General features: G+C 70.2%; 17 protein-coding genes. 8 read left to right on the top strand and 9 right to left on the bottom strand.

What is annotated here, in order from left to right; all coding sequences use genetic code 11:
* The first annotated feature begins 145 nt into the window (after positions 1-145).
* Complete coding sequence (locus JOD64_RS01635) at positions 146-4012, top strand: S8 family serine peptidase (RefSeq protein WP_204940540.1); 3867 nt, start codon at positions 146-148, stop codon at positions 4010-4012.
* 52 nt (positions 4013-4064) lie between these two features.
* On the opposite strand, the gene JOD64_RS01630 is transcribed toward JOD64_RS01635, so the two are convergent.
* From JOD64_RS01630 to JOD64_RS01610, 5 genes are all read right to left on the bottom strand, one after another.
* Positions 4065-5030, bottom strand: a complete 966-nt coding sequence (locus JOD64_RS01630) for a helix-turn-helix transcriptional regulator (protein ID WP_204940539.1) — start codon at positions 5028-5030, stop codon at positions 4065-4067.
* A 110-nt stretch (positions 5031-5140) separates the two neighbouring features.
* Positions 5141-5767, bottom strand: coding sequence for a response regulator transcription factor (locus JOD64_RS01625; protein ID WP_204940538.1), 627 nt, complete (start codon positions 5765-5767; stop codon positions 5141-5143).
* The gene (locus JOD64_RS01620; protein WP_239559832.1) at positions 5764-6969 is read right to left on the bottom strand and encodes a sensor histidine kinase; all 1206 of its coding nucleotides are present in this window, start codon (positions 6967-6969) and stop codon (positions 5764-5766) included. The genes JOD64_RS01625 and JOD64_RS01620 overlap by 4 nt, the downstream gene beginning before the upstream one ends.
* A 52-nt stretch (positions 6970-7021) precedes the next feature.
* Positions 7022-7468: an ABA4-like family protein gene (locus JOD64_RS01615; protein ID WP_204940536.1), complete on the bottom strand. Its 447-nt coding sequence runs from the start codon at positions 7466-7468 to the stop codon at positions 7022-7024.
* A complete protein-coding gene (locus JOD64_RS01610; RefSeq protein ID WP_204940535.1) occupies positions 7465-8394 on the bottom strand; it encodes a hypothetical protein in 930 nt (309 codons plus the stop codon). Before JOD64_RS01610 ends, JOD64_RS01615 begins: the two co-directional genes overlap by 4 nt.
* A 166-nt stretch (positions 8395-8560) precedes the next feature.
* Between JOD64_RS01610 and JOD64_RS01605 the strand changes: the two genes are divergently transcribed.
* Positions 8561-9307 carry a DUF8817 family protein gene (locus JOD64_RS01605; RefSeq protein ID WP_204940534.1) on the top strand — a complete coding sequence of 249 codons (747 nt, stop codon included), beginning with the start codon at positions 8561-8563 and terminating at the stop codon, positions 9305-9307.
* A 34-nt stretch (positions 9308-9341) separates the two neighbouring features.
* Here JOD64_RS01605 and JOD64_RS01600 read toward each other — a convergent pair whose 3' ends face one another.
* Both JOD64_RS01600 and JOD64_RS01595 read right to left on the bottom strand, forming a co-directional pair.
* Positions 9342-9734, bottom strand: a complete 393-nt coding sequence (locus JOD64_RS01600) for a hypothetical protein (protein ID WP_204940533.1) — start codon at positions 9732-9734, stop codon at positions 9342-9344.
* A gap of 45 nt (positions 9735-9779) precedes the next feature.
* Positions 9780-11048, bottom strand: coding sequence for an MFS transporter (locus tag JOD64_RS01595; protein ID WP_204940532.1), 1269 nt, complete (start codon positions 11046-11048; stop codon positions 9780-9782).
* Between the two features lie 82 nt (positions 11049-11130).
* On the opposite strand from JOD64_RS01595, the gene JOD64_RS01590 reads away from it, so the two are divergent.
* From JOD64_RS01590 to JOD64_RS01580, 3 genes are all read left to right on the top strand, one after another.
* Positions 11131-12015, top strand: coding sequence for a LysR family transcriptional regulator (locus tag JOD64_RS01590; protein ID WP_204940531.1), 885 nt, complete (start codon positions 11131-11133; stop codon positions 12013-12015).
* A 177-nt stretch (positions 12016-12192) separates the two neighbouring features.
* Positions 12193-13365 carry a lactonase family protein gene (locus JOD64_RS01585; RefSeq protein WP_204940530.1) on the top strand — a complete coding sequence of 391 codons (1173 nt, stop codon included), beginning with the start codon at positions 12193-12195 and terminating at the stop codon, positions 13363-13365.
* An 82-nt stretch (positions 13366-13447) separates the two neighbouring features.
* Positions 13448-14215, top strand: a complete 768-nt coding sequence (locus JOD64_RS01580) for a hypothetical protein (RefSeq protein ID WP_204940529.1) — start codon at positions 13448-13450, stop codon at positions 14213-14215.
* Here JOD64_RS01580 and JOD64_RS01575 read toward each other — a convergent pair whose 3' ends face one another.
* On the bottom strand, positions 14216-14563 hold the full coding sequence (locus tag JOD64_RS01575; RefSeq protein WP_204940528.1) for a DUF1330 domain-containing protein: 348 nt from the start codon (positions 14561-14563) through the stop codon (positions 14216-14218).
* A gap of 141 nt (positions 14564-14704) precedes the next feature.
* Between JOD64_RS01575 and JOD64_RS01570 the strand changes: the two genes are divergently transcribed.
* The 3 genes from JOD64_RS01570 (at position 14705) to JOD64_RS01560 (ending at position 17511) form a co-directional block, all read left to right on the top strand.
* Positions 14705-15517, top strand: coding sequence for a helix-turn-helix domain-containing protein (locus JOD64_RS01570; RefSeq protein ID WP_204940527.1), 813 nt, complete (start codon positions 14705-14707; stop codon positions 15515-15517).
* A gap of 112 nt (positions 15518-15629) precedes the next feature.
* Complete coding sequence (locus tag JOD64_RS01565; RefSeq protein WP_204940526.1) at positions 15630-16226, top strand: winged helix-turn-helix domain-containing protein; 597 nt, start codon at positions 15630-15632, stop codon at positions 16224-16226.
* A 13-nt stretch (positions 16227-16239) separates the two neighbouring features.
* Complete coding sequence (locus tag JOD64_RS01560; RefSeq protein WP_204940525.1) at positions 16240-17511, top strand: MFS transporter; 1272 nt, start codon at positions 16240-16242, stop codon at positions 17509-17511.
* 251 nt (positions 17512-17762) lie between these two features.
* Here JOD64_RS01560 and JOD64_RS01555 read toward each other — a convergent pair whose 3' ends face one another.
* Entirely contained in the window at positions 17763-19292 is a 1530-nt protein-coding gene (locus JOD64_RS01555) for a TROVE domain-containing protein (protein WP_204940524.1), read from the bottom strand.
* Between the last annotated feature and the right edge of the window lie 753 nt (positions 19293-20045).

Here is a 20045-nt window from a genome sequence, read left to right as displayed (position 1 = left end):
CTGTGGCCAACGCGGGATGGCGGAGTCCCGCCATGTCCGTGCTCCGCCAGTGATCAAGCGGTTCAACCGGAGGTCCGTCGCCTGAGAATCGGCGACGGCGGTGCCGGCCTTCCCCGGGCGACCGCCCGAGGGAGGGACGTTCTTCATGCTCAGACCCAGACAGCGGACACGTCGAGCCATGGGTGCCGTCGGTGCGGCGCTGGCCATCGTGCTCGCACTGCCCACGGGTGCCGCCGTGGCCGCGCCCGCACCCACCGTCGGTGCGGTCGATCCGCTGCGCAAGGTGGACCCGCGCGTGCTCGGTGCGGCCCGCGCCGGCACCGACGCCAGCTTCTTCGTGGAGCTGACCGACGAGGCCACCCTGGACCAGGGCGACCTGGACCGGGTCGAGCGGGCCGCCGGTGGCCGGGCCGGGCGAGTGGCCCGCACCAAGCGGGTCTACGAGACCAAGCTGGCGCACGCCGAGAAGACCCAGCGCGGCCTGCGCACCCTGCTGCGTGACCGGCACGCGGACTTCACCCCGTACTGGATCGCGAACATCATCGAGGTCACCGGTGACCTGAAACTGGTGACCGAGTTGGCCGGTCGGGCGGAGGTCGCGCGGATCACGTCGATCGGCGGAACCAAGCTGGCCGAGCCGGTGCGCACCGCGGGCGCGTCCGCCGACAGTCCGCAGCTGCCGTGGAACCTCACCTCGATCGGCGCCGACAAGGTCTGGCGCGAGTACGGCACCCGCGGCGAGGGCATCGTCGTCGGCAGCGTCGACTCCGGGGTCCAGTACGACCACCCGGCGCTGGTCCGCCAGTACCGTGGCAACGACGGCGACGGCACCTTCAGCCACGACTACAACTGGTACGACCCGACCGGGATCTGCCTGCCCTCGACGCCCTGTGACAACTTCGGCCACGGCACCCACACCGTCGGCACGATGGTCGGCGACGACGGCGACGGGCGGATCAGCGGCGTGGCTCCCGGTGCCACCTGGATCGCGGCCAAGGGCTGTGAGGCCAACTACTGCAGCAACAGCGCGCTGCTCGCCGCCGGTCAGTGGATGCTCGCGCCGACCGACCACAACGGCGAGAACCCGCGCCCGGACCTCGCGCCGGACATCATCAACAACTCCTGGGGTGGCCACGACGGTGACCCCACCTTCTACGACACGATCATCGACTCCTGGGTCGCCGCCGGCATCTTCCCCGTCTTCGCGGTCGGGAACGAGGCCCAGGAGTTGCCCGAGCCGTGCGGTTCCGCGGGCCACCCGGCCACCAACCCGCTGGCGTACGCCGTCGGCGCGACCGACGCCACCGGTGTGATCGCGGAATTCTCCAGCCGTGGGCCGGGCCGCGAGGACACGGTACGGCCGGACATCACCGCCCCCGGGGTGGGCATCCTGTCCTCGGTGCCGGGCAGCGACTGGGGCATGAGCGACGGCACCTCCATGGCCGCTCCGCACGTCGCCGGCGCGGTCGCCCTGGCCTGGTCGGCGGTGCCGAACCTGCGCCGCGACCTGGCGACCACCCGCGAGCTGCTGGACCGCACCGCGCACGACGTCAACGACCTGCAGTGCGGTGGCACCCCGGCCGACAACAACGTCTACGGCGAGGGCCGGCTCGACGCGTACGACCTGGTGACCCAGGCCTCGACCGAGCAACTCGGCGGCGTCGTGGTGCACGCGAACCTGAACGGGGCCGCGCTCTCCGGGGCCAGGATCACCCTGACCTCCGCTCTGGTCAGCCGCGGTGCCCGCACCGACGCGGGCGGCACGGTCCAGTTGGGTCGGGTTCCGGCCGGGGAGTACACGCTGACCGCGTCGTTCTTCGCCCGACGGACCGTACGACAGACCATCACCGTGTCGACCAGCGGCACGACCAACCTGACTCTGGACCTCTCCGAAGCCGCGCCGTGGCAGGCGGTCCAGGGTCGGGTCACCGATCCGGCGGGCAAGCCTGTCGTCGGGGCCCGGTTGTCGCTCGCCGGGGAGACGTTCCCGGCGTTCGTCACCGACGCCGACGGCCACTACACGGGGATGCTGCCCGAGGCGGACTACGACCTGTTGGTCGACTACGGCCGGTGGTTGGCACCGAAGACGGTGGCGCTGACCGTGGACGGGCCGGAGACGGTGGACGTGACGCTCGCGGCGAAGGCCGACCGGCACGGCTACCAGGCCGGCACGGCCGCCGCGGGTTGGGTCGACGGCGGGAGCGTGCTGCCCCTCACGGGCGACACCGCGAGCCGGGGCGTCGACCTGCCGTTCCCGGTGACGTTCTACGGCAGCACCTACCACCGGCTCACGGTGCACACCGATGGCTACCTGACCCTCGGCGCCGACGCGACCACCTCGGTCGGCGACAACGGGCCGCTGCCCGCCCCGGCGGTCTCCGCGCCAGCCGTCTACGCCTTCTGGGACGACCTGGTCCTGGACCACGCGTCGACGGTGCGGACCAAGGTGTCCGGAGCCGGCACGGCCCGGCAGTTCGTGGTGAGCTGGAACCGGGCCGCGCTGAAGAGCGCGCCGAAGACCCGGGTCGACGTCCAGGTGCGGTTCGCCGAGAACGGCCGCGTCACCATCCAGTACCGCAAGCTCGGCACCGGCGCGGGGGCCACCGGCGGTTCGGCGACGGTCGGCATCGAGGACGCCACCGGCCGCGACGCGCTGACGTACTCGCGGGACGAGCAGGTGCTCGACGCGGCCGAGGCGGTCACCTTCCAGGTGGCTGGTCGTGCTCTGCTGCGTGGCACGGTGAGTGACGCGAACGACCGCCAGCCGCTGGCCGGCGCGACGGTACGGGTCGAGTCCGCGGACGCGCCGCAGCCGATCACCGCGACCACCGACGCCGACGGCTTCTACCAGCTGGAGGCGCCCGCCGGGCCGGTCACGGTGACCGCTCTGCAACCGGGCTACGACCTGCCGGCGAGCACCGTCGACCTGGTCGAGGCGACGGTCGTCAAGCGCGACCTGGCGCTGCGTACGCCGCTGCTGCTCGCCAACCGGAACGCGGTCGCACTGACCGCGCGGGCTGGGACGACCCGAACCGCGACGGTGAGCCTCACCAACCGGGGTGACCTGCCGGCCACCTGGCTGGCCCGGGAAATCAACTCGCCCACGCCACCGACCGGAATCCCCGGCCGGCAGCTCAGCTCGTTCCCGGTCAAGGAGATGTACAACGCGTACGGTGTCGGCTACCGCAACGGCGAGTTGATCGTCTCCAACTCGTACCTCTTCGGGGAGATGCAGCGCTTCAGCACCGACGGCCGGTCACTCGGCAAGGGCGTGCTGCCGATCGGGGGTTGGCCCTCGGACATGGCGTACGTGCCGAGCCGGGACCTGATGTGCGCGCCGAAGATGTCGTTCATCGGGGAGTTGCCGATCGTGTGCTTCGACCCGGACACCCTGGAGGTGAAGGAGACCATCACCGGGCCGTGGGTCGGCAAGCTCTACTACGGGCTCGCCTACCGCGCCTCGGACGACACCTTCTACCTCAGCGGCGACGGCGGTATCCGGCACCTCGCCGGCCTGTCGCACCCGCAGCCCGGATCGGTGCTGGGGGAGTGCACCCCGCCCATTCCGTGGATCACCGGCCTGGCCCTCAACGAGGAACACAACGTGTTGTGGGGCATCAACCAGGACTCCAAGGAGTCGATCTGGGCGCTCGACCCGGCCACCTGCCAACCGCTCGCCTCGGTGCCGGACCCCGACCCGAACCCGCTCAGCGGTGCCGGGCTCGACCTGGACGAACAGGGCAACCTGTGGGTGCTCGGCGGCGCGACCGGCCGGCCGTACGCCGGCAAGGTCTACCACGTCGACGGGTCGCTCCCGGCGTACAGCGAGGTGCCGTGGTTGTCCGCCGCGACCTCCGGTGAGGTGCAGCCGGGGGCGAAGGACGACCTGACCATCACCGTGGACACCACTGGTCTGGCGGCAGGCACGCATGTCGCCACGCTGCTGGTCACCAACAACGGTGCGAAGGGCGCGTCCACACCGATCACCGTGTCGGTGACGGTCACGAAGTGAGGTACGGGGCCTGCCGACGCCCTGCCGGGTCGGCAGGCCCCCACGTCCGGGTTCAGAGCCAGTCGTTCTTGGCGATGAACCACCCGAGCTGCATCCTGGTGGCGCTGCCCGTCGTGTCCATCAACTGCCGCAGGCGTCGCTGGACCGTACGCAGGGAGATGCCCAACTGGGAGGCGACCGCCTTGTCCGGCAGGCCGGTCATCAGCAGCGACAGGATCTGTCGGTCGGTCGGGGTGGGCGTGCTCTGCCGCTCGACGTCGTCGACCAGGCCGGTGGCCGGGGCGAGTCGGAGCGGTGTGGCTCGATCCCATACCTCGGTGAACAGCGCCACGAGCACCTCCACCCAGGTCGCGCCACGGACCACCAGCGCCCAGGGGTCCCTGCTCTCGTCCCGGGTGGGGAAGGAGATCAGCGCCACCCGGCGGTCGGCGATGGCAACCTTGCCGGGCACGTTCGCGGCGACCCGTGCCTGTTCACCGGCGGCGACGAACCGTCCGATGTGGGTCGCCGCGCCCGGTCGTTCCAGCCCGCGCCGGTCGTACACGACGCGGAAGGCGACGCCCCGGCCGAGCATCTCGACCTCGGTCGGGTTGTCCTGCAGCACGGCCGCGTAGGGCGGGCGGTCGAAGCCGAGCACCTCCTCCTGTGCCCCGCGCAGGAACTGGTCGAACGCCTGCATGATCGCGGGCACCCCGACGACCAGTTGGACGTCCTGGTCCAGCGGATCAGCCGGGCGTTGCTGCCGCAGCCAGTCCCACAGGCCGACCCGTGCCTCCTGAAGCTCGCGCATCCGCTGGTTGAGCAGCGACTCGATGGCCAGGTCGGGCGGGGCGGCGCCGGCACGGCCGGCGACCAGGCGGACCAGCCCGGCCCGCACGAGGACATCGAGCGCGTGGTCCAGTTCGGCCACCGTGGCCGCGAACCGTGGTGCCAGCTCGGTCGCCGTCCCCGCCTGGCCTCGGACCAGTTCGAGGTAGACCTTCTCCTCCAGCTCGGTCAGACCGAAAGCGCTCAGCAACAGACCACCACACCCGGCTCGGGCGGCCCGCCGTGCGCGCGGCTCCGCTCCAGCTGATCTTGGAGCGCTCCCAGCGAGACGTCAAGGGGCGACCGCGCGGCTTCCGACCGTCAGACGTTGCGGGCGAACAGGGCCAGGCGTACCCGGTTGGGGCTGTCCGTCTTGGTCATCAGGCTGGTGATGTGGGTCTTGACCGTGGTGACGCCGATGTGCAGCCGGTCGGCGATCTCGGTGTTGGACAGGCCCTCGGCGACCAGGTTCAGCACGTCCTGTTCGCGGGCGGTCAGACCCTGCACCGGCCGGGGTGTTTCGGGGCGAGCGTGCACGGCGCGCTGCACGAGGCGTCGCAGCACCTCCGGGCTGAACGGGCTGTCCCCGACGGCGGCCCGCCGGATGCCGTCCAGCAACTCGGTCGGGGGCGCGTCCTTGAGCAGGAAACCGCAGGCTCCGGCCGTGAGGGCAGGGTAGAGGTGGTCGTCGTCGCCGAACGTGGTCAGCACCAGGACGCGGGTGGTGGGGCGTTCGGCGAGGATCCGACTGGTCGCGGTGATCCCGTCGACACCGGGCATGCGCAGGTCCATGACGACGACGTCGGGCAGGAGCCGCGAGGCGAGCGGGATCGCCTCGCGGCCGTTGTCGGCCTCCCCGACGACCTCGATGTCGGGCTGGGCGTCACAGAGCATGCGTAGCCCGGCTCGGATGAGGTGCTGGTCGTCGACCAGCAGCACCCGGATCACGCCGGCTCCGGCGTGGGTGCCCCGGCGGGTGCCTCGTGGGCACGGGGCACCGACACGGCCGGCCTTTCGGCGGTGGGTGCGGAGGCCACGGCCGGGAGGACGGTGCGCACCCGCCATCCGTCGCCGGCCCGGCCCGCCTCCAACCGGCCGCCGAGGACCTCGACGCGCTCGCGCATGCCGGTGATGCCGTGCCCGCCTCCGGACGGCACCGCCGCCGGCACCGCGCCGCGTCCGTTGTCCGAGACCTCCCAGTGCACCGCCCCGTCGCTGACGGCGACCACGAGGTGCGCGACCGCGGACGTCCCGGCATGTCTGGCCACGTTGGTCAGCGCCTCCTGGGTCAGTCGCAGCACGGCCAGGCCGCGTACCGCGTCGAGTGAGCCGACCGCCGGGTCGATGTCGGCCTCCACGGTGATTCCCGCCTGGCGTGCCCGGTCGACCGTCGCACCGAGTGCCGCCGGGAGCGCGGACGGCTCGATCGCGGTCAGCGCCGCGTCCCCGCGTACCCCGTCAGGGTCGCGCAGGACCGTGACCAGCCGGCGCATCTCGGCCAGCGCGGCGGCCCCCGTGCCGTGCACGTCGTCGAACACCTCGGCCACCCGGGGGTCCAGGTCGGTGAGCACATGCCGGGCCACGCCGACCCGCAGCACCATCGACGCCACGTGATGCGCGACGACGTCGTGCAGCTCGCGGGCGATCGCGCTGCGTTCGTCGGCGCGGGCGGCGCGACTCTCCGACTCGTGCCGGCGTTGCTCCGCCTTCGCCCGCTCCACGGCCTGCCGACCCAGCTCCCGGTTGGTCCGGATGAGCAGACCGAGCAGCAGCGGCACGCCGACCTCCAGGGTCAGCCCGAAGACGCCCGAGGCGAACCGCCCGACCGGATCACCTATCGAGTCGGTCAGGTCGACCACGGCCAGCAGCCCGGCGGCGAGCCAGATGGTGCGTGCTCGGCGCGCCCGCATGATCACCTCGAGCAGGGCCCAGCTGGCGCCGACCTGGTTGATCGTGGTGTCGTCGACAAGAGGGATCGCGACCGCCAGCAGCCCGGCCTGCACCGCCAGGCTGACCAGCGGCCGACGGTGCAACACCAGCACGAGGGCGAACGCGACCACCGCGAGGACCCACTGCGTGGCCGTCGGCGGACGGCCGCCGTGGGTGCCGACGATCAGGTAGCACAGGCCGCTGAGGTCGAGCAGCACCATCCGCACGAGCGTGTCCCGTGTGTCGAACAGCCTTCCCGCCCAGTTCACGGGGTCAGCCTAGGCCCTGCGGCCCGGGGGGCACGTCCATGGACCAGCGGCTTCGAACCGCGAGGTAGGCGGCCAGGCCGAGCGGGCCGAGCAGGATGGTCAGCACCAGCACCGGAGCCATGACCAGCGCCGGTACCCCCCGTTCCCGGCTGTCCAGCCACGCCCACCGCCCGACGAACAGATCGAACGCGATCATGTGCGCCCAGGCCGCGGCCGCGCCGTCGGAGGTGCCGAGCAGGTCGCGTACCCCGCCCAGGGTCGGCGACGTCACGGCCGGCAGCACGTCGCCGAACGCCGGGATCACCAGCAGCGCGTAGATCGCCACGGCCGGCAGCACGATCAACGGCGACGAGATGATCCGGGCGGTCCACGACCAGTGCGGCAGCAGGATCATCAGAACCCAGAACGGCGCGGCCACCGCGAACGTCAGGGTGAACAGTGCGGCGGTCATGCGGCCAGCGCCAGTTCCGGGGCACGCCGGCGAGTCAGCACCAGGCCGGCGGCGGTCGCGGTCGCGACCACCAGGGCCGCGACGGCGGCCATCGTGAGCCCGTCGGGGCGCAGCAGCGGCTGCCCGCGCAGCGCCTGCCAGGTCAACAACACCGTGAGTACGCCGTACGCCGCGCCCGCCACGACCACCAGCCGTGCCCGGGTGCGCTCGTCCAGCCGCATCCCGAGGTACCGGGTCAGCAGGATCGCCAGGATCGGCAGCGCCTGCAGGGCGTGCAGCCCCACGAAGTGCCCGATCCGCAGGTCTCCGCCGGTGGTGCTCCAGCCGACCAGCGGCAGCCCCGACCCGCCGTCGACCACGCCGACCGCGTGCGCCCCGGAGATCCCGTCGATCCCCGGCTCCTGCATGGGCAGCACCATCGGCACCGCCGCGAGCATGCCCAGCAGCGACAGGCCGAGCCCCCACCCGACGGCGCGGGCGGCGACCCCGTCGGGGATCCGTCGGATCAGCACCACGATCCCGATGACGAAGTGCGCGACGAACAGCACCATGATCGCCGCACCCATCGCCGTGAAGAGCGCCGCGTTCAGTGGGCTGGTCCCGTTGAAGTGGCTGGTCGTGCCGCGGAGTACCTGCCCGACGATCACCACCATCTCGGTCACCGCCATCGCGACGATGACCGTGCCCGCCCACTCCGCGACCCGGCTGCGGCGCGGCAGCAGGGAGAGCATCCAGGCGAGGGTCGTGCCGTACACCACGAAGGAGACGGCGAACTTGAACGGCTTGAGCCAGATCGGCGACCCGGTGAGGACGCGCGAGTCGACGAGGATGCCGATCGCGGAGACGACGGTGAGCACCGCCATCGCGTACACGAAAACCATCAGTGGGCGGTGCCAGTGTGCCGCCCGGCGCAGATCGATTGTCATGTCTGTAGATGCTCGTGGTCTTGCCCGCCGATCGCGTCCGACCGAGGGCCTCGGTTGCGGCCGGCGGTCGGAGCCGACCTCCTCCCTGGGTAGGAGGCGAAATTGCGGGCAGCACTTCGCCGACCCTGGCACAATGGCCGGCCTGCCGACCGGACCGGGAGTGACCATGACCAATGAGGACCGTGTCCAGCCGAACGAGACGACGGTGCCACTGCTGCCCTGCCCGGCACCGGCGGAGACCCTGGCGTTCTGGCGGGCGCTCGGCTTCGAGGTGGCCTACGAGCAGCTCAAGCCGTACGTGTACCTGGCCTTCACCTGGAGTGGGTTCCAACTGCACTACGGCCCGGCACCCAAGGACCTGGACCCGGCGAAGGAGGCGTCCGGTGGTTGCCTGGTGATGGTCGACGCGGTCGCGCCGTACCACGCGGCGTTCACCGAAGCGATGCGCCGCGCGTACGGCAAGGTGCTGGTCAAGGGTCCGCCGCGGATCACCCGCTACCGTGCCGGGGCGTCGCGGTTCAGCGTCGTCGACCCGTCAGGCAACACCATCACCTTCATCCAGAGGGACGAGCCGGAGGATGTGGAGTACGGCGGGTCGAAGGAGTTGCAGGGCCTGGCGCGGGTGCTCGACAACGCGCGGATCCTGCGCGAATTCAAGATGGATGACCGGGCGGCCTACCGGGCGCTCGACTCGGGGATGCGCCGTCGTGCCGATGACGCGCCGGTGGTCGAACAGGCGATGGCGCTCGCCGGCCTGATCGAGCTGTCGGTGGCGCTGGAGAAGGCGGAGCGCGTACCCGAATGGGGGGCCCTCCTCCAGGCGTTGTCCCTGACCGCGCAGGAGCGAGCACAGGTGGAGCAGTACGTCGCCGACCCCGGCGTGCTCAAGCCGTGGCTGCCCGACGCGACCTGAGCGCCGGACAACCCCGCGGCGCCGGGCCGGATCCTCAGGGACGCACCCGAGGGTCATCGTTGAGGACGGCTTCGGCCAGCCGCTCCGGGAACATGCGCCGCACGCTCGGGGGGTATGCACTTCCGTCGCCGGGCTGCGTGACGCGGTCACCGTCCACCCGCACCGGTATCGAGACACCGGTGACGACGCCAGGGCCCGCCGCTTCGCAGTGCGCCCAGGCGAACGACGACGAACCGTCCCGCCCGAGCAGGCGGACCTCGCAGGTGCCCGGTCCGCCGAGCAGTTCGAGGGGGAGGAGCCTCGCGAGACGCTCCTCCTCGGCCCGAACGTCAGTCGCGTTCCGGTCCGGTAGTGGGTACGGCGGCTCGGAACAGCCGGCGAACAGCCCGGTCGTCAACCCGAGCCAGGCGACGTGTCGGCGCATCACCCATCGAGCATCCCATCCGTGGACCACCGGGAAACACCATCGTCTTCAGCCGGCGTGCCGAGCGGGAGCACGGCGGGTTGCGGTGCTGCGGCGGAACAGCACGGCCACGCCGGAGAGCATGACCAGCAGCAGCCCGGTGAACCAGGTCATCGCGGCGATGGTGCTGATGGCGCGGGTGGCGATCCCGATACCGAGAGCCGGCAGACTCAGCCCCAGGTACCCGATGAGGAACAGCCCGGCCAGCGCCTCGCCGCGCTTGGCCGGTGCCGCCATCGCGGCGACGGTGCCGATGGCCGCCTTCAACAGCAGGCCTGCGCCGATGCCGGCGACCACGCCGCCGACGAGGAACGCGGTCAGGTTGGCGGTGTGCATCCCGACCAGCAGGGTGGGCACGCCGAGCGCCTGTGCGAGCAGCCCGAACCGCACCTTCACCGGCGCGGCGAGTCGATTGGTCAGGGTCTGTGCCACGGCGGCACCGCCGAACACGGCGAACACGATGACGCCGGCCAGTGCGCGTGACGGAAGGTGCAGGGCCCCGGCGACGAAGCCCGGGGCGACCGAGGTGAACAGGCCGAACACGGCGAACGACGCGAAGGCGGCGGCGGCCGCGGCCACGTATCCGGCCCGGTCGCCGTGGTCGGCGCTGATCCGCTGCGGCCGGTAGGCGGGCTTGACCAGCCGCTCCTCGACGGTCTCCGGAGTCACCGCGATCGCCACGATGGCCACCAGCAGCAGGACGACGAACAGCAGGTACGGGGTACGCAGCGGCGCGTCGACGTACTGGGCGAGGAACCCCGCGATCAACGGACCGAAACCGAGGCCACCGATGTTGGCGGCGGTGGAGATCACTTCGAAGCGCTGTTGGGACGCCCCGGGCCGGTGCGCCGTGTGCAGGTCGTGCAGGTACGCGGTGGCGGTCGCGGTGATCATGCCGATGCCCAGGCCGGTGACCAGTCGGGCGAGCAGCAGGATCGGCAGCGACGGGTCGCTCAGGAACAGTGCGGCGGCGACCAGCTCCAACGCCAGCGCCGGGATGAGGATCTTCTTTCGGCCGACCCAGTCGGAGACGTGACCGGCCAGCACGAGGCTGATCACCACGCCCACCGAGTACGCCGCGAACACCACGGTGACCATGAACGTGGAGAACCCGTCCCGCGCCATGTAGAGCGGGTAGAGCGGGGTCGGCACGGTGGAGAACGCCATCGCGGTCAGGAACGCCAGGGCGATCAGCCAGAAGCCTCGGCCGTGCCGGGGGGACGAACGTTCCGGGTTGGCGGGCGCGGTGGTGCTGGGTGACAGGGTCGTCAACGACATGACAACACTCTCGCTCCGCCCGAGCATCACGGACAACGAAAGTTGATGCTAGCAACGATCGCGATAGGTGATACTTGCTGGCGTGGAACTCCGTCAGCTTGAGTACTTCGTCGCGGTGGCCGAGGAACAGAACTTCACCCGCGCCGCAGCCCGCCTGCACGTCGTCCAGTCGGCGGTCTCCGCGGCGGTCAAGACGCTCGAACGTGAGCTGGGGGCGCCGCTGCTGGACCGGAACTCCAAACGCGTACTCCTCACCGACGCCGGCGCGGCGCTCCTGCCCCGCGCCCGGATCGCCCTCGACGCGGCCCGCGACGCGCGCGACGCGGTCGCCGAGGTGCACGGCGGCCTACGCGGCACCCTGCGGATCGGCACGATGACGTCGATCAGACTCCTGCACCTGCCGGCACTGCTCGGCGAGTTCCACCGCCGGCACCCCGGCGTGCTGCTGCAGACCAGCGCCGCGCCGTCCGGCTCCCAGGGGCTCATCGACGCGCTCGCCGAGCGCCGGCTCGACCTCGCGTTCGTCTCGCTGCCCGGTGCGCCTCCGGCCGACATCCACCTCACCGAGCTGGCCCGCTCGGTGATCGACCTCGCCGTGCCGGACGACCATCCGCTCGCCAGTCGCGAGTCGGTGACGCTCGGTGAACTCGCCGGGCTGGACTTCATCGACTCGCCCGTCGGCTATGGCAACCGCGCGGTGACCGACCGGGCGTTCGCCACCGCCGGCCTCTCCCGGCGAGTGGCGATCGAGATCCCCGACATCGCCACCGGAGCCGAGCATGTCCGGCACGGCCTCGGCATCGCGCTGCTGCCTCGTTTTGTCGTCGCCGGCGCCGAGGGTGTGCGCACGCTGACCGTGACCGGCGCCGACCTCGACTGGACGCTGTCGCTCGCCATCCCGGTGGGACGTCCCGTCGGCGCCGCCGCCCGCGCCCTGATCGGCCTGACCGCTGATTTCCTGCCCTGACGGGCTGAACATCCGATTCTGTCGTAGGTCATTTCTTCGCCGACGTCCGGTCATTCGTCGGATCGGCGCATAGTTACCGCTTTCGGGTAACAGCGCGTTATGGGATTACATCTTCCGTTAACTTGCGAAGGAGAGGAAAGCTCGTATTCATCCCATCGTGCGCGTAAGGAGCCATTGATGAAGCGCAGCGTGGCGCTCGCAGCAGCCCTCCTGGCCGGCCTGACCAGCGTCGGCTCGGCCCCCCGGCCCGCCTTCGCCGACGGCGGCGGCCCCGGGTACCACGACGACCGTGGGGGAGGTGACCACCACCACGGCGACGAGGGCGCGGTCTTCGTCCAGACCAACAAGGCCGAGGGCAACACCATCAAGGTGTACGACCGCGACGAGGACGGCCGCCTCACCAAGGCCGGCGAGTACGAGACCGGCGGGCTCGGTGGGTTCACCATCGGAGCCCCGCTCGACGCGCTGGCATCGCAGGGTTCCTTGATCTACCACCGTGGGTTGCTCTTCGCCGTCAACGCCGGCAGCAACACCGTGACGGTCTTCGAGGTCGAGGGCACCAAGCTGCACAAGCGTCAGGTCATCTGGTCCGGAGGTCTGCTGCCGGTCAGCATCGCGGCCCGTGGTGACCTCGTGTACGTCCTCAACGCCGCCGCCGAGGGCTCGGTGCAAGGGTTCGAGCTGCACAAGGGGCGCCTGTCGCGGATCGAGGACGCCAACCGGTCGTTGGGGCTGCACAACGGCAACCCGCCCGCGTTCGGGACCGCCCCGGCACAAGTCAAGATCGACCCGGACAGCGAGTTCGTGTTGGTGTCGACCAAGGCCGCGAACGTCATGTTCAGCTACGAGATCGGTCGTCACGGCGAACTGGCCCGGAACCCCGTCATCAGCGACGCGGGGAACACGCCGTTCGGCTTCACCTTCGACACCGAGGACTCCCTGCTGGTCACCGAGTCGGGTGCGAACGCGGTCAGCCGGTTCGAGCTTGAGGACGACGGCGCGCTCGACCAGATCGGGCCGTCGGTGCCCAACGGTCAGCAGGCCCCGTGCTGGATCCAGCGCGTCGGCGACTTCTTCTTCGTCGCCAACGCCGGCAGCTCCACCATCAGCTCCTACCGGGTCAACGACGACGGCAAGCTTGAGCTCGTCAAGGCCGTCGCCGCCGACACCGGCGGAGGGTCGATCGACATGACCACCAGCGACGGCTTCCTGTACGTGCAGAACGCCACCGCCGGCAACGTGCAGGGCTACGAGGTGGGCAAGGACGGCTCCCTGACTCTCGTCACCACCGTGGAGGGCCTGCCGAAGTTTGCCGACAGCTTCGGCATGGAGGGCATTGCCGCCTCCTGACAGCGTGACCCGCTGGTCCCGGTCGCTCGTCGACCGGGACCAGTGCTGCTTTGAGCTTGCGGAAGCCGAATACGCTGCGGCCATGGCACGTCGAGCGGTGGTGGCCGGCATCTCCGGGGCGATTCTGCTCGTACTGGCCTGCTCGGTCGCCATGGGGACGACAGAAGAACCCGCCGTGGCGCCGACGGTCGGAGTTGACGCAGCCGACACGGCAAAGGCGATCGACCTGCTGACGGCAGGCACGACGTTCATCGATCAGACGAGCTTCCGCCTCGATGTCGACTTCGCGAGTCAGATCACGACGCTGTCGCACACCGACAACGTCAAGAAGCGCGGCATCACCACGATGTCGATGTCCGGCCGCGTCATCGAGATCCGGATGATCGACAGTGACGTCTACCTGAAGACCGACCTGGACCTCCCGGGTGTCGGCCACGAATGGATGACCCTCGACCCGGCCCGGGTGCCCCCGGATTTCGCCCTCAGCTTCGCGCCGGGCAAGAACGACCCCGGCGGTTCGGCCCGCCTCATCAACGCGATCGTCACCGCGCGAGCGGACGGCTCTGAGATCGTCGGGACGTTCGACGTGACCCGGGTCGGCCCCGGCACCGGGATCAACTTCCGCCCCCCTCCGGGAGGCACGTTTCCCGACGGCGTACGCAGCCACCCGTTCCGCGCGACGCTGGATGCCGACGGGCGGCTGGTCGGTTTCCTGATCCCCGCCGCCAGTGGGCTGCCGAACGCGTCCCTTCGCTACAGCGACTTCGGTGCGTCCACCGGCGTCACGCGCCCGGAGGGAGCGGTCGCCGCGCCCGACGCCCTGTATCCCCAACTCGGTCTGAACGACTGACTACCGGCTCCCGGCTCGACGGAGTGCGGCGGCCATCTGCGCCGAGCTGTGGTCGGCCTCAACTCCCTCGACGAGGATCACGTCGGCGGTGAGGTGCCTCGTCCGCAGGGTTTTGATCTCCTGGTAGGCGCTGGACTGGTACCAGGAGCGGGCCCGGGTCAGGTCCGGAAATTCGATGATGACCACATCGCCCGGCCAACTGCCTTCGAGTACGTCGACGACTCCACCATGGACGATGAACCGGCCACCGAAGGGCGTGAGGGTCGACTGGATGCGCTCCAGGTATTCCAGCACGTCGGCGTGGACCGGTGCTCGGCGCAGGTGAGCGAGCGCGTACGCGGGGGCCATGAGTCTCTCCTTGCTCGCGGGAAATGAGGCCGGGGTGTCGCCTCGGAGGACATGGTCTCGGGAGCCGGCGCGCGTTGTCGATTACGTCGCAGGTAAAGGTCGCTGCTCCGATGCGGCAATTAGGGTCGGGGTGTGACGACGATGACCAGGCAGGGGCGAGGGGTCGGGGAGCTGCTGCGCGACTGGCGTCGAACTCGCGGGAAGAGTCAGCTCGACCTGTCGATCGAGGCGGGCGTGTCGGCCCGGCATCTGAGCTTCGTGGAGACCGGGCGATCCCGACCGAGTTCGGAGTTGATCCTGCGGCTGGCCGAGCAGCTCGACATGCCGCTGGGTGAGCGCAACACCGTGCTGCTCGCCGGCGGCTACGCCCCCGCCTACCCCAGCCGCCAGCTGAACGACCCGGAGTTGGCTCCCCTACGTGCCGCCGTGCGGCAGATCATCGACGGCCACAGCCCGTACCCCGCTCTGCTCGTCGACCAGCATTGGCAGCTCGTCGAGGCCAACTCTGCCGTTGCCCTGTTCACCACTGGTGCCGACCCTCACCTGCTGAACCCACCGATCAACGTGTTGCGGCTCAGCCTGCACCCCGACGGCATGGCCCCGCGCATCCGCAACCTTCCCGAGTGGCGCGCCCATCTGCTCAAACGACTGCACCAGCAGGCCGTGACAACCAACGACCCGAGCCTGTACGAGCTGCATCAGGAGCTTCGAGGCTATCCCGGCGGCAACGACGTGGCGGCGCCGATCAGCGACGACGCCGTGTCGCGTGTCGTCATCCCGTTGCGGTACCACCACGGCGACCAGGTGCTGTCTTTCGTGAGCACCACGACACTCTTCGGCACCCCGCTGGATGTCACCGTCTCCGGGCTGGCCGTCGAGGCGTTCTTCCCGGCTGACCCGGCGACCACCGCAACGCTCCGAACCCTCGCCGAGCCCACCGCCGAATTGGGCTGAACTCCTCAAGAGGGCGTCCTCAGCGGCCGCAGCCCCCCACCACACCTGGGAGTCGGAGGTGTCGGACGTTTGACAGTTGCTAAAGACATCTTTCTAAAGCACTCTCTAGTATATGACCGAAGAGGTGCCTGAGCGTTCAATCAAGCTCACCGACCCACGGACTTTGCGGGCGTACGCGCACCCGCTGCGGATGCGTCTGATCGGGCTGCTGCGCAGCGACGGCCCCATGACCGCAACTCAGGCTGCCGCCCGGCTCGACGACAACGTCCCGAACTGCTCGTTCCACCTGCGCCAGCTCGCCAAGTATGGGTTCGCCGAACGCGTTGCCGGGGCGGACGCTCGGGAACGGCCCTGGCGGGCCACCACGCGATACACGTCCTGGGACGACGACTCCGACGACCCGGTCATGAAGGCTGCCACCGATCAACTCAACAATGTGGTGCTTGCCCTCTACGTGCAATACGCGCAGGACTACCTCGCGGTCCGCGGCGACGAGCCCGTCGAATGGCGAGCCGCCGCTGGCTTCGGCGACACGCTGCTGCATGTCACCGCCGGAGAGCTACGCGAGCTCACGGAGGAGGTCGACAAACTGCTGGCCCGGTACGACGAACGCGTCGCCGACCCGGCGAGTCGCCCACCCGGGTCCCGCCCGGTAAAGATCATCCAGATGGCGGTGCCGCGTGGACCCGTAAACCCGCAGGTCCATTGAGCGGAGACAGACCGTGACGGAACCCCTCGTCCGGGCCGACTCGGCACCGCCGCGCCGGCCGCGCATCCCACCGCTACTACAGCAGAAGGCCTTCCGCCGGTACTGGTCCGCGCAGACCGTCTCGCTTTTCGGCGACCAGATCACCCTGCTCGCCGTGCCGCTGCTGGCCGTGCTCGCGCTCCGCGCGGGACCGGCCGAGATGAGTTACCTGACCGCTGCCTCGCTGCTGCCGAACCTGTTCTTCGCACTGCCGGCCGGCGCCTGGGTGGACCGGTACCCTCGCCGTCGCCAGGTCATGATCATCGCTGACCTTGGCCGGGCGGGCCTTCTGCTGGCCGTGCCGCTGCTGTGGTGGGCGGGTGCACTGAACCTGCCGCTGCTCTGCGTCGTGGCCTTCCTGATCGGGATCCTCTCGGTGTTCTTCGAGGTGGCCCACAGCAGCCTTTTCGCCGCGCTGGTTCGGCGACCGGACTACGTGGACGCCAATAGTTTGGTCAACGGCAGCAGAGCTATGTCGTACGTGGCCGGCCCGAGTATCGGTGGCGTGCTCGTGCAGGTGCTTACAGCCCCGATCGCACTGGTCGCCGACGTGCTCACCTACCTGGCGTCGGCTGTCTTCCTGATCCGGATCAGGGTCACCGAGCGTCCCGTGCAGAGCGGCCCCGGCCTGGGCATGGCCGCCGGCGCGCGGTACGTGGCCCGCTCTGCGGTGCTACGAGCGATCCTGCTCGGCACCACCACGCTCAACCTGTTCAACTACATGTTCGCCGCGCTCTTCGTGCTGTACGTGACCACCGAGCTCGATGTTGCCCCCGGCGTGCTCGGCATAATCGTCGGGGTCGGCGCGTTCGGCGGACTGCTCGGCGCAGCGGTCACCGGCCCGGTCAGTCGCCGCATCGGCATCGGCCCCGCAGTGATCCTCGGCCTTGTCGTCTTTCCAGCCCCACTGATCCTCGTGCCGCTGGCGGGGGGACCGCGGCCGCTGGTGCTCGCGCTGCTGATCACCGCCGAGTTCGTCTCTGCGCTGGGCGTCATGGTCCTCGACATCGCAGCCGGATCGGTGCAGATCGCGGCCACACCGGAGACGATGCTCGCCATGGTCTCCGGTCTCAAACGCACCGTCAACTACGGCATCCGGCCGGTCGGCGCGCTGCTCGGCGGGGTGCTCGGCACCGCGCTCGGGGTACGTCCCGCCCTTTGGATCGCCACCCTCGGTGCCCTGCTCGGGGTGTTCTGGGTCGCCTTCTCCCCGCTGCGCACCATGCGCAAGCTGCCCGAGGAGTGATTTCCTGCCATCCCGCCGAGACCTGTCGACGGTGGTCCTCGAAGCTCGCCGGAGCGCGTACCCTTCGCGCTCGGCACCCCGCTGGATGTCACCGTCTCCGGGCTGGCCGTGGAGGCGTTCTTCCCAGCTGACCCGGCGACCACCGCAACGCTCCGAACCCTCGCCGAGCCCACCGCCGGGACGGGCTGAACTCTTCGGGTGGGTGGCCTCGGGGACGCTGAAGCCGGGTCGGAGACCCGGCTTCAGCGTCCTCAGAAGGGCCAGCGGTCGTGAGATCCCGCCTCGATGAGCGGGATCATCGCGAACGCGGCGTCGGACAGACCGCCGAAGGTGTGGCGGTTCGGCGCGGTGGGCGCGTGACCGAGCCGGTAGCCGGCCAGGTTCCAGGTGTACACGGGTATCTCCGCGGGCACCGCCGCGGCGACGTTCGTCTGGCCGTGCCACTGAGCCTGCTCATCGGTGAGGATGACCACCCGGTCGTGCCCGCCGACATGCGTCCGCAACGCCTTCTCGGTGTCGGTGCCCATCCCGAAGAAATATCCACCGTCCTTGAACCGCCGCACCGCCGCGAGCACCGACTCACCCGCCAACGCCGGGAACACCCGGCTCTCATTCGAAAATGAGACCACCGTGGCCGCCCGTGCCCGGGCTGCCAGCGCCAGGCCGAACACCGTGGCGGCGTCCCAGCAGAGCAGCGTGCCGTCCTTGCTGAACGGGCTCCGCATCGAGCCGGACGTGTCGATGAGGACGAGGGTCCGACCATCCAGGGCGGGCACGTTCGACAGGGCGTGCTGCAACGCCTTCTCCAACGGGTACGCCCACCGCAGGCTCGGTGCCGCGTTGTACGCCGACAGGAAGCGCATCGGCAGCACCCGCGAGGTGGCGACCGCGCCCGGATCCGACAGCTTGGCCGCCACGGTCTCCGCGACGGTGTCGCTGACCCCTGCCTGGTCGAAGTTGCGCAGGTTACGCAGCAACGCCAGGTAGCCCATGGTCGGGATGACGGACTCCCACGCCGGGGCGTCCATCGCGTTCTGTCGCCAGCCGGCCAGGGCCTCCCACGTCATACCGGCAGCGCCCAGCGTCGCCGGATCGGTGACCGCCCGGCGCTGCTCGACCGGCATCGCCATGAGCGCGTCCCGCGCCGCCAGCATCCGCAGCGACGTCGGCAGTGGGTTGTCCCGCCGGTGTCGCCGGTCCAGCGCGTGCCGGAACAGGTCACCCTGCCGGTCGTCCTTCGCGGTGGGGTGGGTCAGATCGATGACGTCACCGAATCGCACCTGGCTGCCGACCGAGTCGTATTTGAGCAGACTCCGCTCGGTGTACAACCGGACCGCGGCGTCGGCGATGCCCCGCTTGACCGGCTTGGGCAGTGCCCGACCGTGGCGTGCCAGCCAGTAGGCCAGAGCCTCGCCCGGCTCGTCCGCACGCTGCAGCGCGGAGTTCACGACGGCCCGTGAGCCCGCGATTCCCGCGGCGACCTGGGCGCGGGCACCCTCCAGGGCCGCCACCACCGACGCCGAACGCATCATCGCGCCAGTCCGGAGCCACGGTACGAAGCGGCCGAACCAGTTGGGGTCGGCAACGGCGACGGCGGCGACCAGGTCCCGGAAACGAGCGTCCCGGGTCGTGGCGCCCTCGTAGAAGGTGTCGTCGCCGACCATGTTGGAGACGGCGAGTAGGAACAGCTCGAGGCGCGGCTCACGGGTGAAGCCGGGCGCGCCCTCTCCGGTCGTCGGCCGACGCTGGCTCTTACGCAGCTTGAGGTTGAACTTGGCCATGACGACCCCCGTCAGTCAGCCGGGAAAGCGCCACCGCACCGCACACCCGAGATCAGAATCGGCCACGGACTAGTCCGCCGTTCTGTCCGTTGAACTACCCACCCGGAGGTGTCGAGGGGATTCGAACCCCCATCTGCGGAACCCTGAAGTAACCGTTGCCTGCGCACCGGGTGTGCGGCGTGGTCGCGCTTCCCGAGATCGAACTCAACGCACCGGGAAGTGCGGTCACGACCGTAGTGGTGGCCGGCGAGCCCGGGCAACAGAGTTTGCGATCTCGTGGTCGACGAGGAGGTGGTCACGCCGCACACCCGAGATCAGAAGTGGACACGGTGTTGCGGGCTCGAACCGCAGGCCCTTACCGGGCCCTTACCAGAAGTATCCGTATCCGTCGCACCGGGTGTGCGGCGTGAGCGCATCTCCCGAGGTCGAAGCGGTAACGGCGACCGGCCCTTGCGGGCCAAGGTGACCTGGGCCGCTGGTCGACGCCACCCGAAGTGGCGGTGGGATTTGAACCCACGTCTCCCCGTTGAAAGCGGAAGTAGCCGTTGCCTGCGCACCGGGAGGTGCCCCACGACGCTAGGCCCGCAAGCCCGAGGGGGCAACCCGATTCCGTACGTGCCCGGCTGGGCTCATCGAATTGCCTGGCCGGCGCGGGGTGCGATGAATCGCCGGAGGGGCAGGGCGATGAACAGTGCGACCGTAACCAGGAGGCCGCTGACCCACACCGGGCCGAGGTCGCCGGCATCGGTCCCG

It is taken from the genome of Micromonospora luteifusca (genome assembly GCF_016907275.1).
Classification (GTDB): Bacteria; Actinomycetota; Actinomycetes; order Mycobacteriales; family Micromonosporaceae; genus Micromonospora; species Micromonospora luteifusca.
This window is presented reverse-complemented; position numbering and strand designations above follow the sequence as displayed.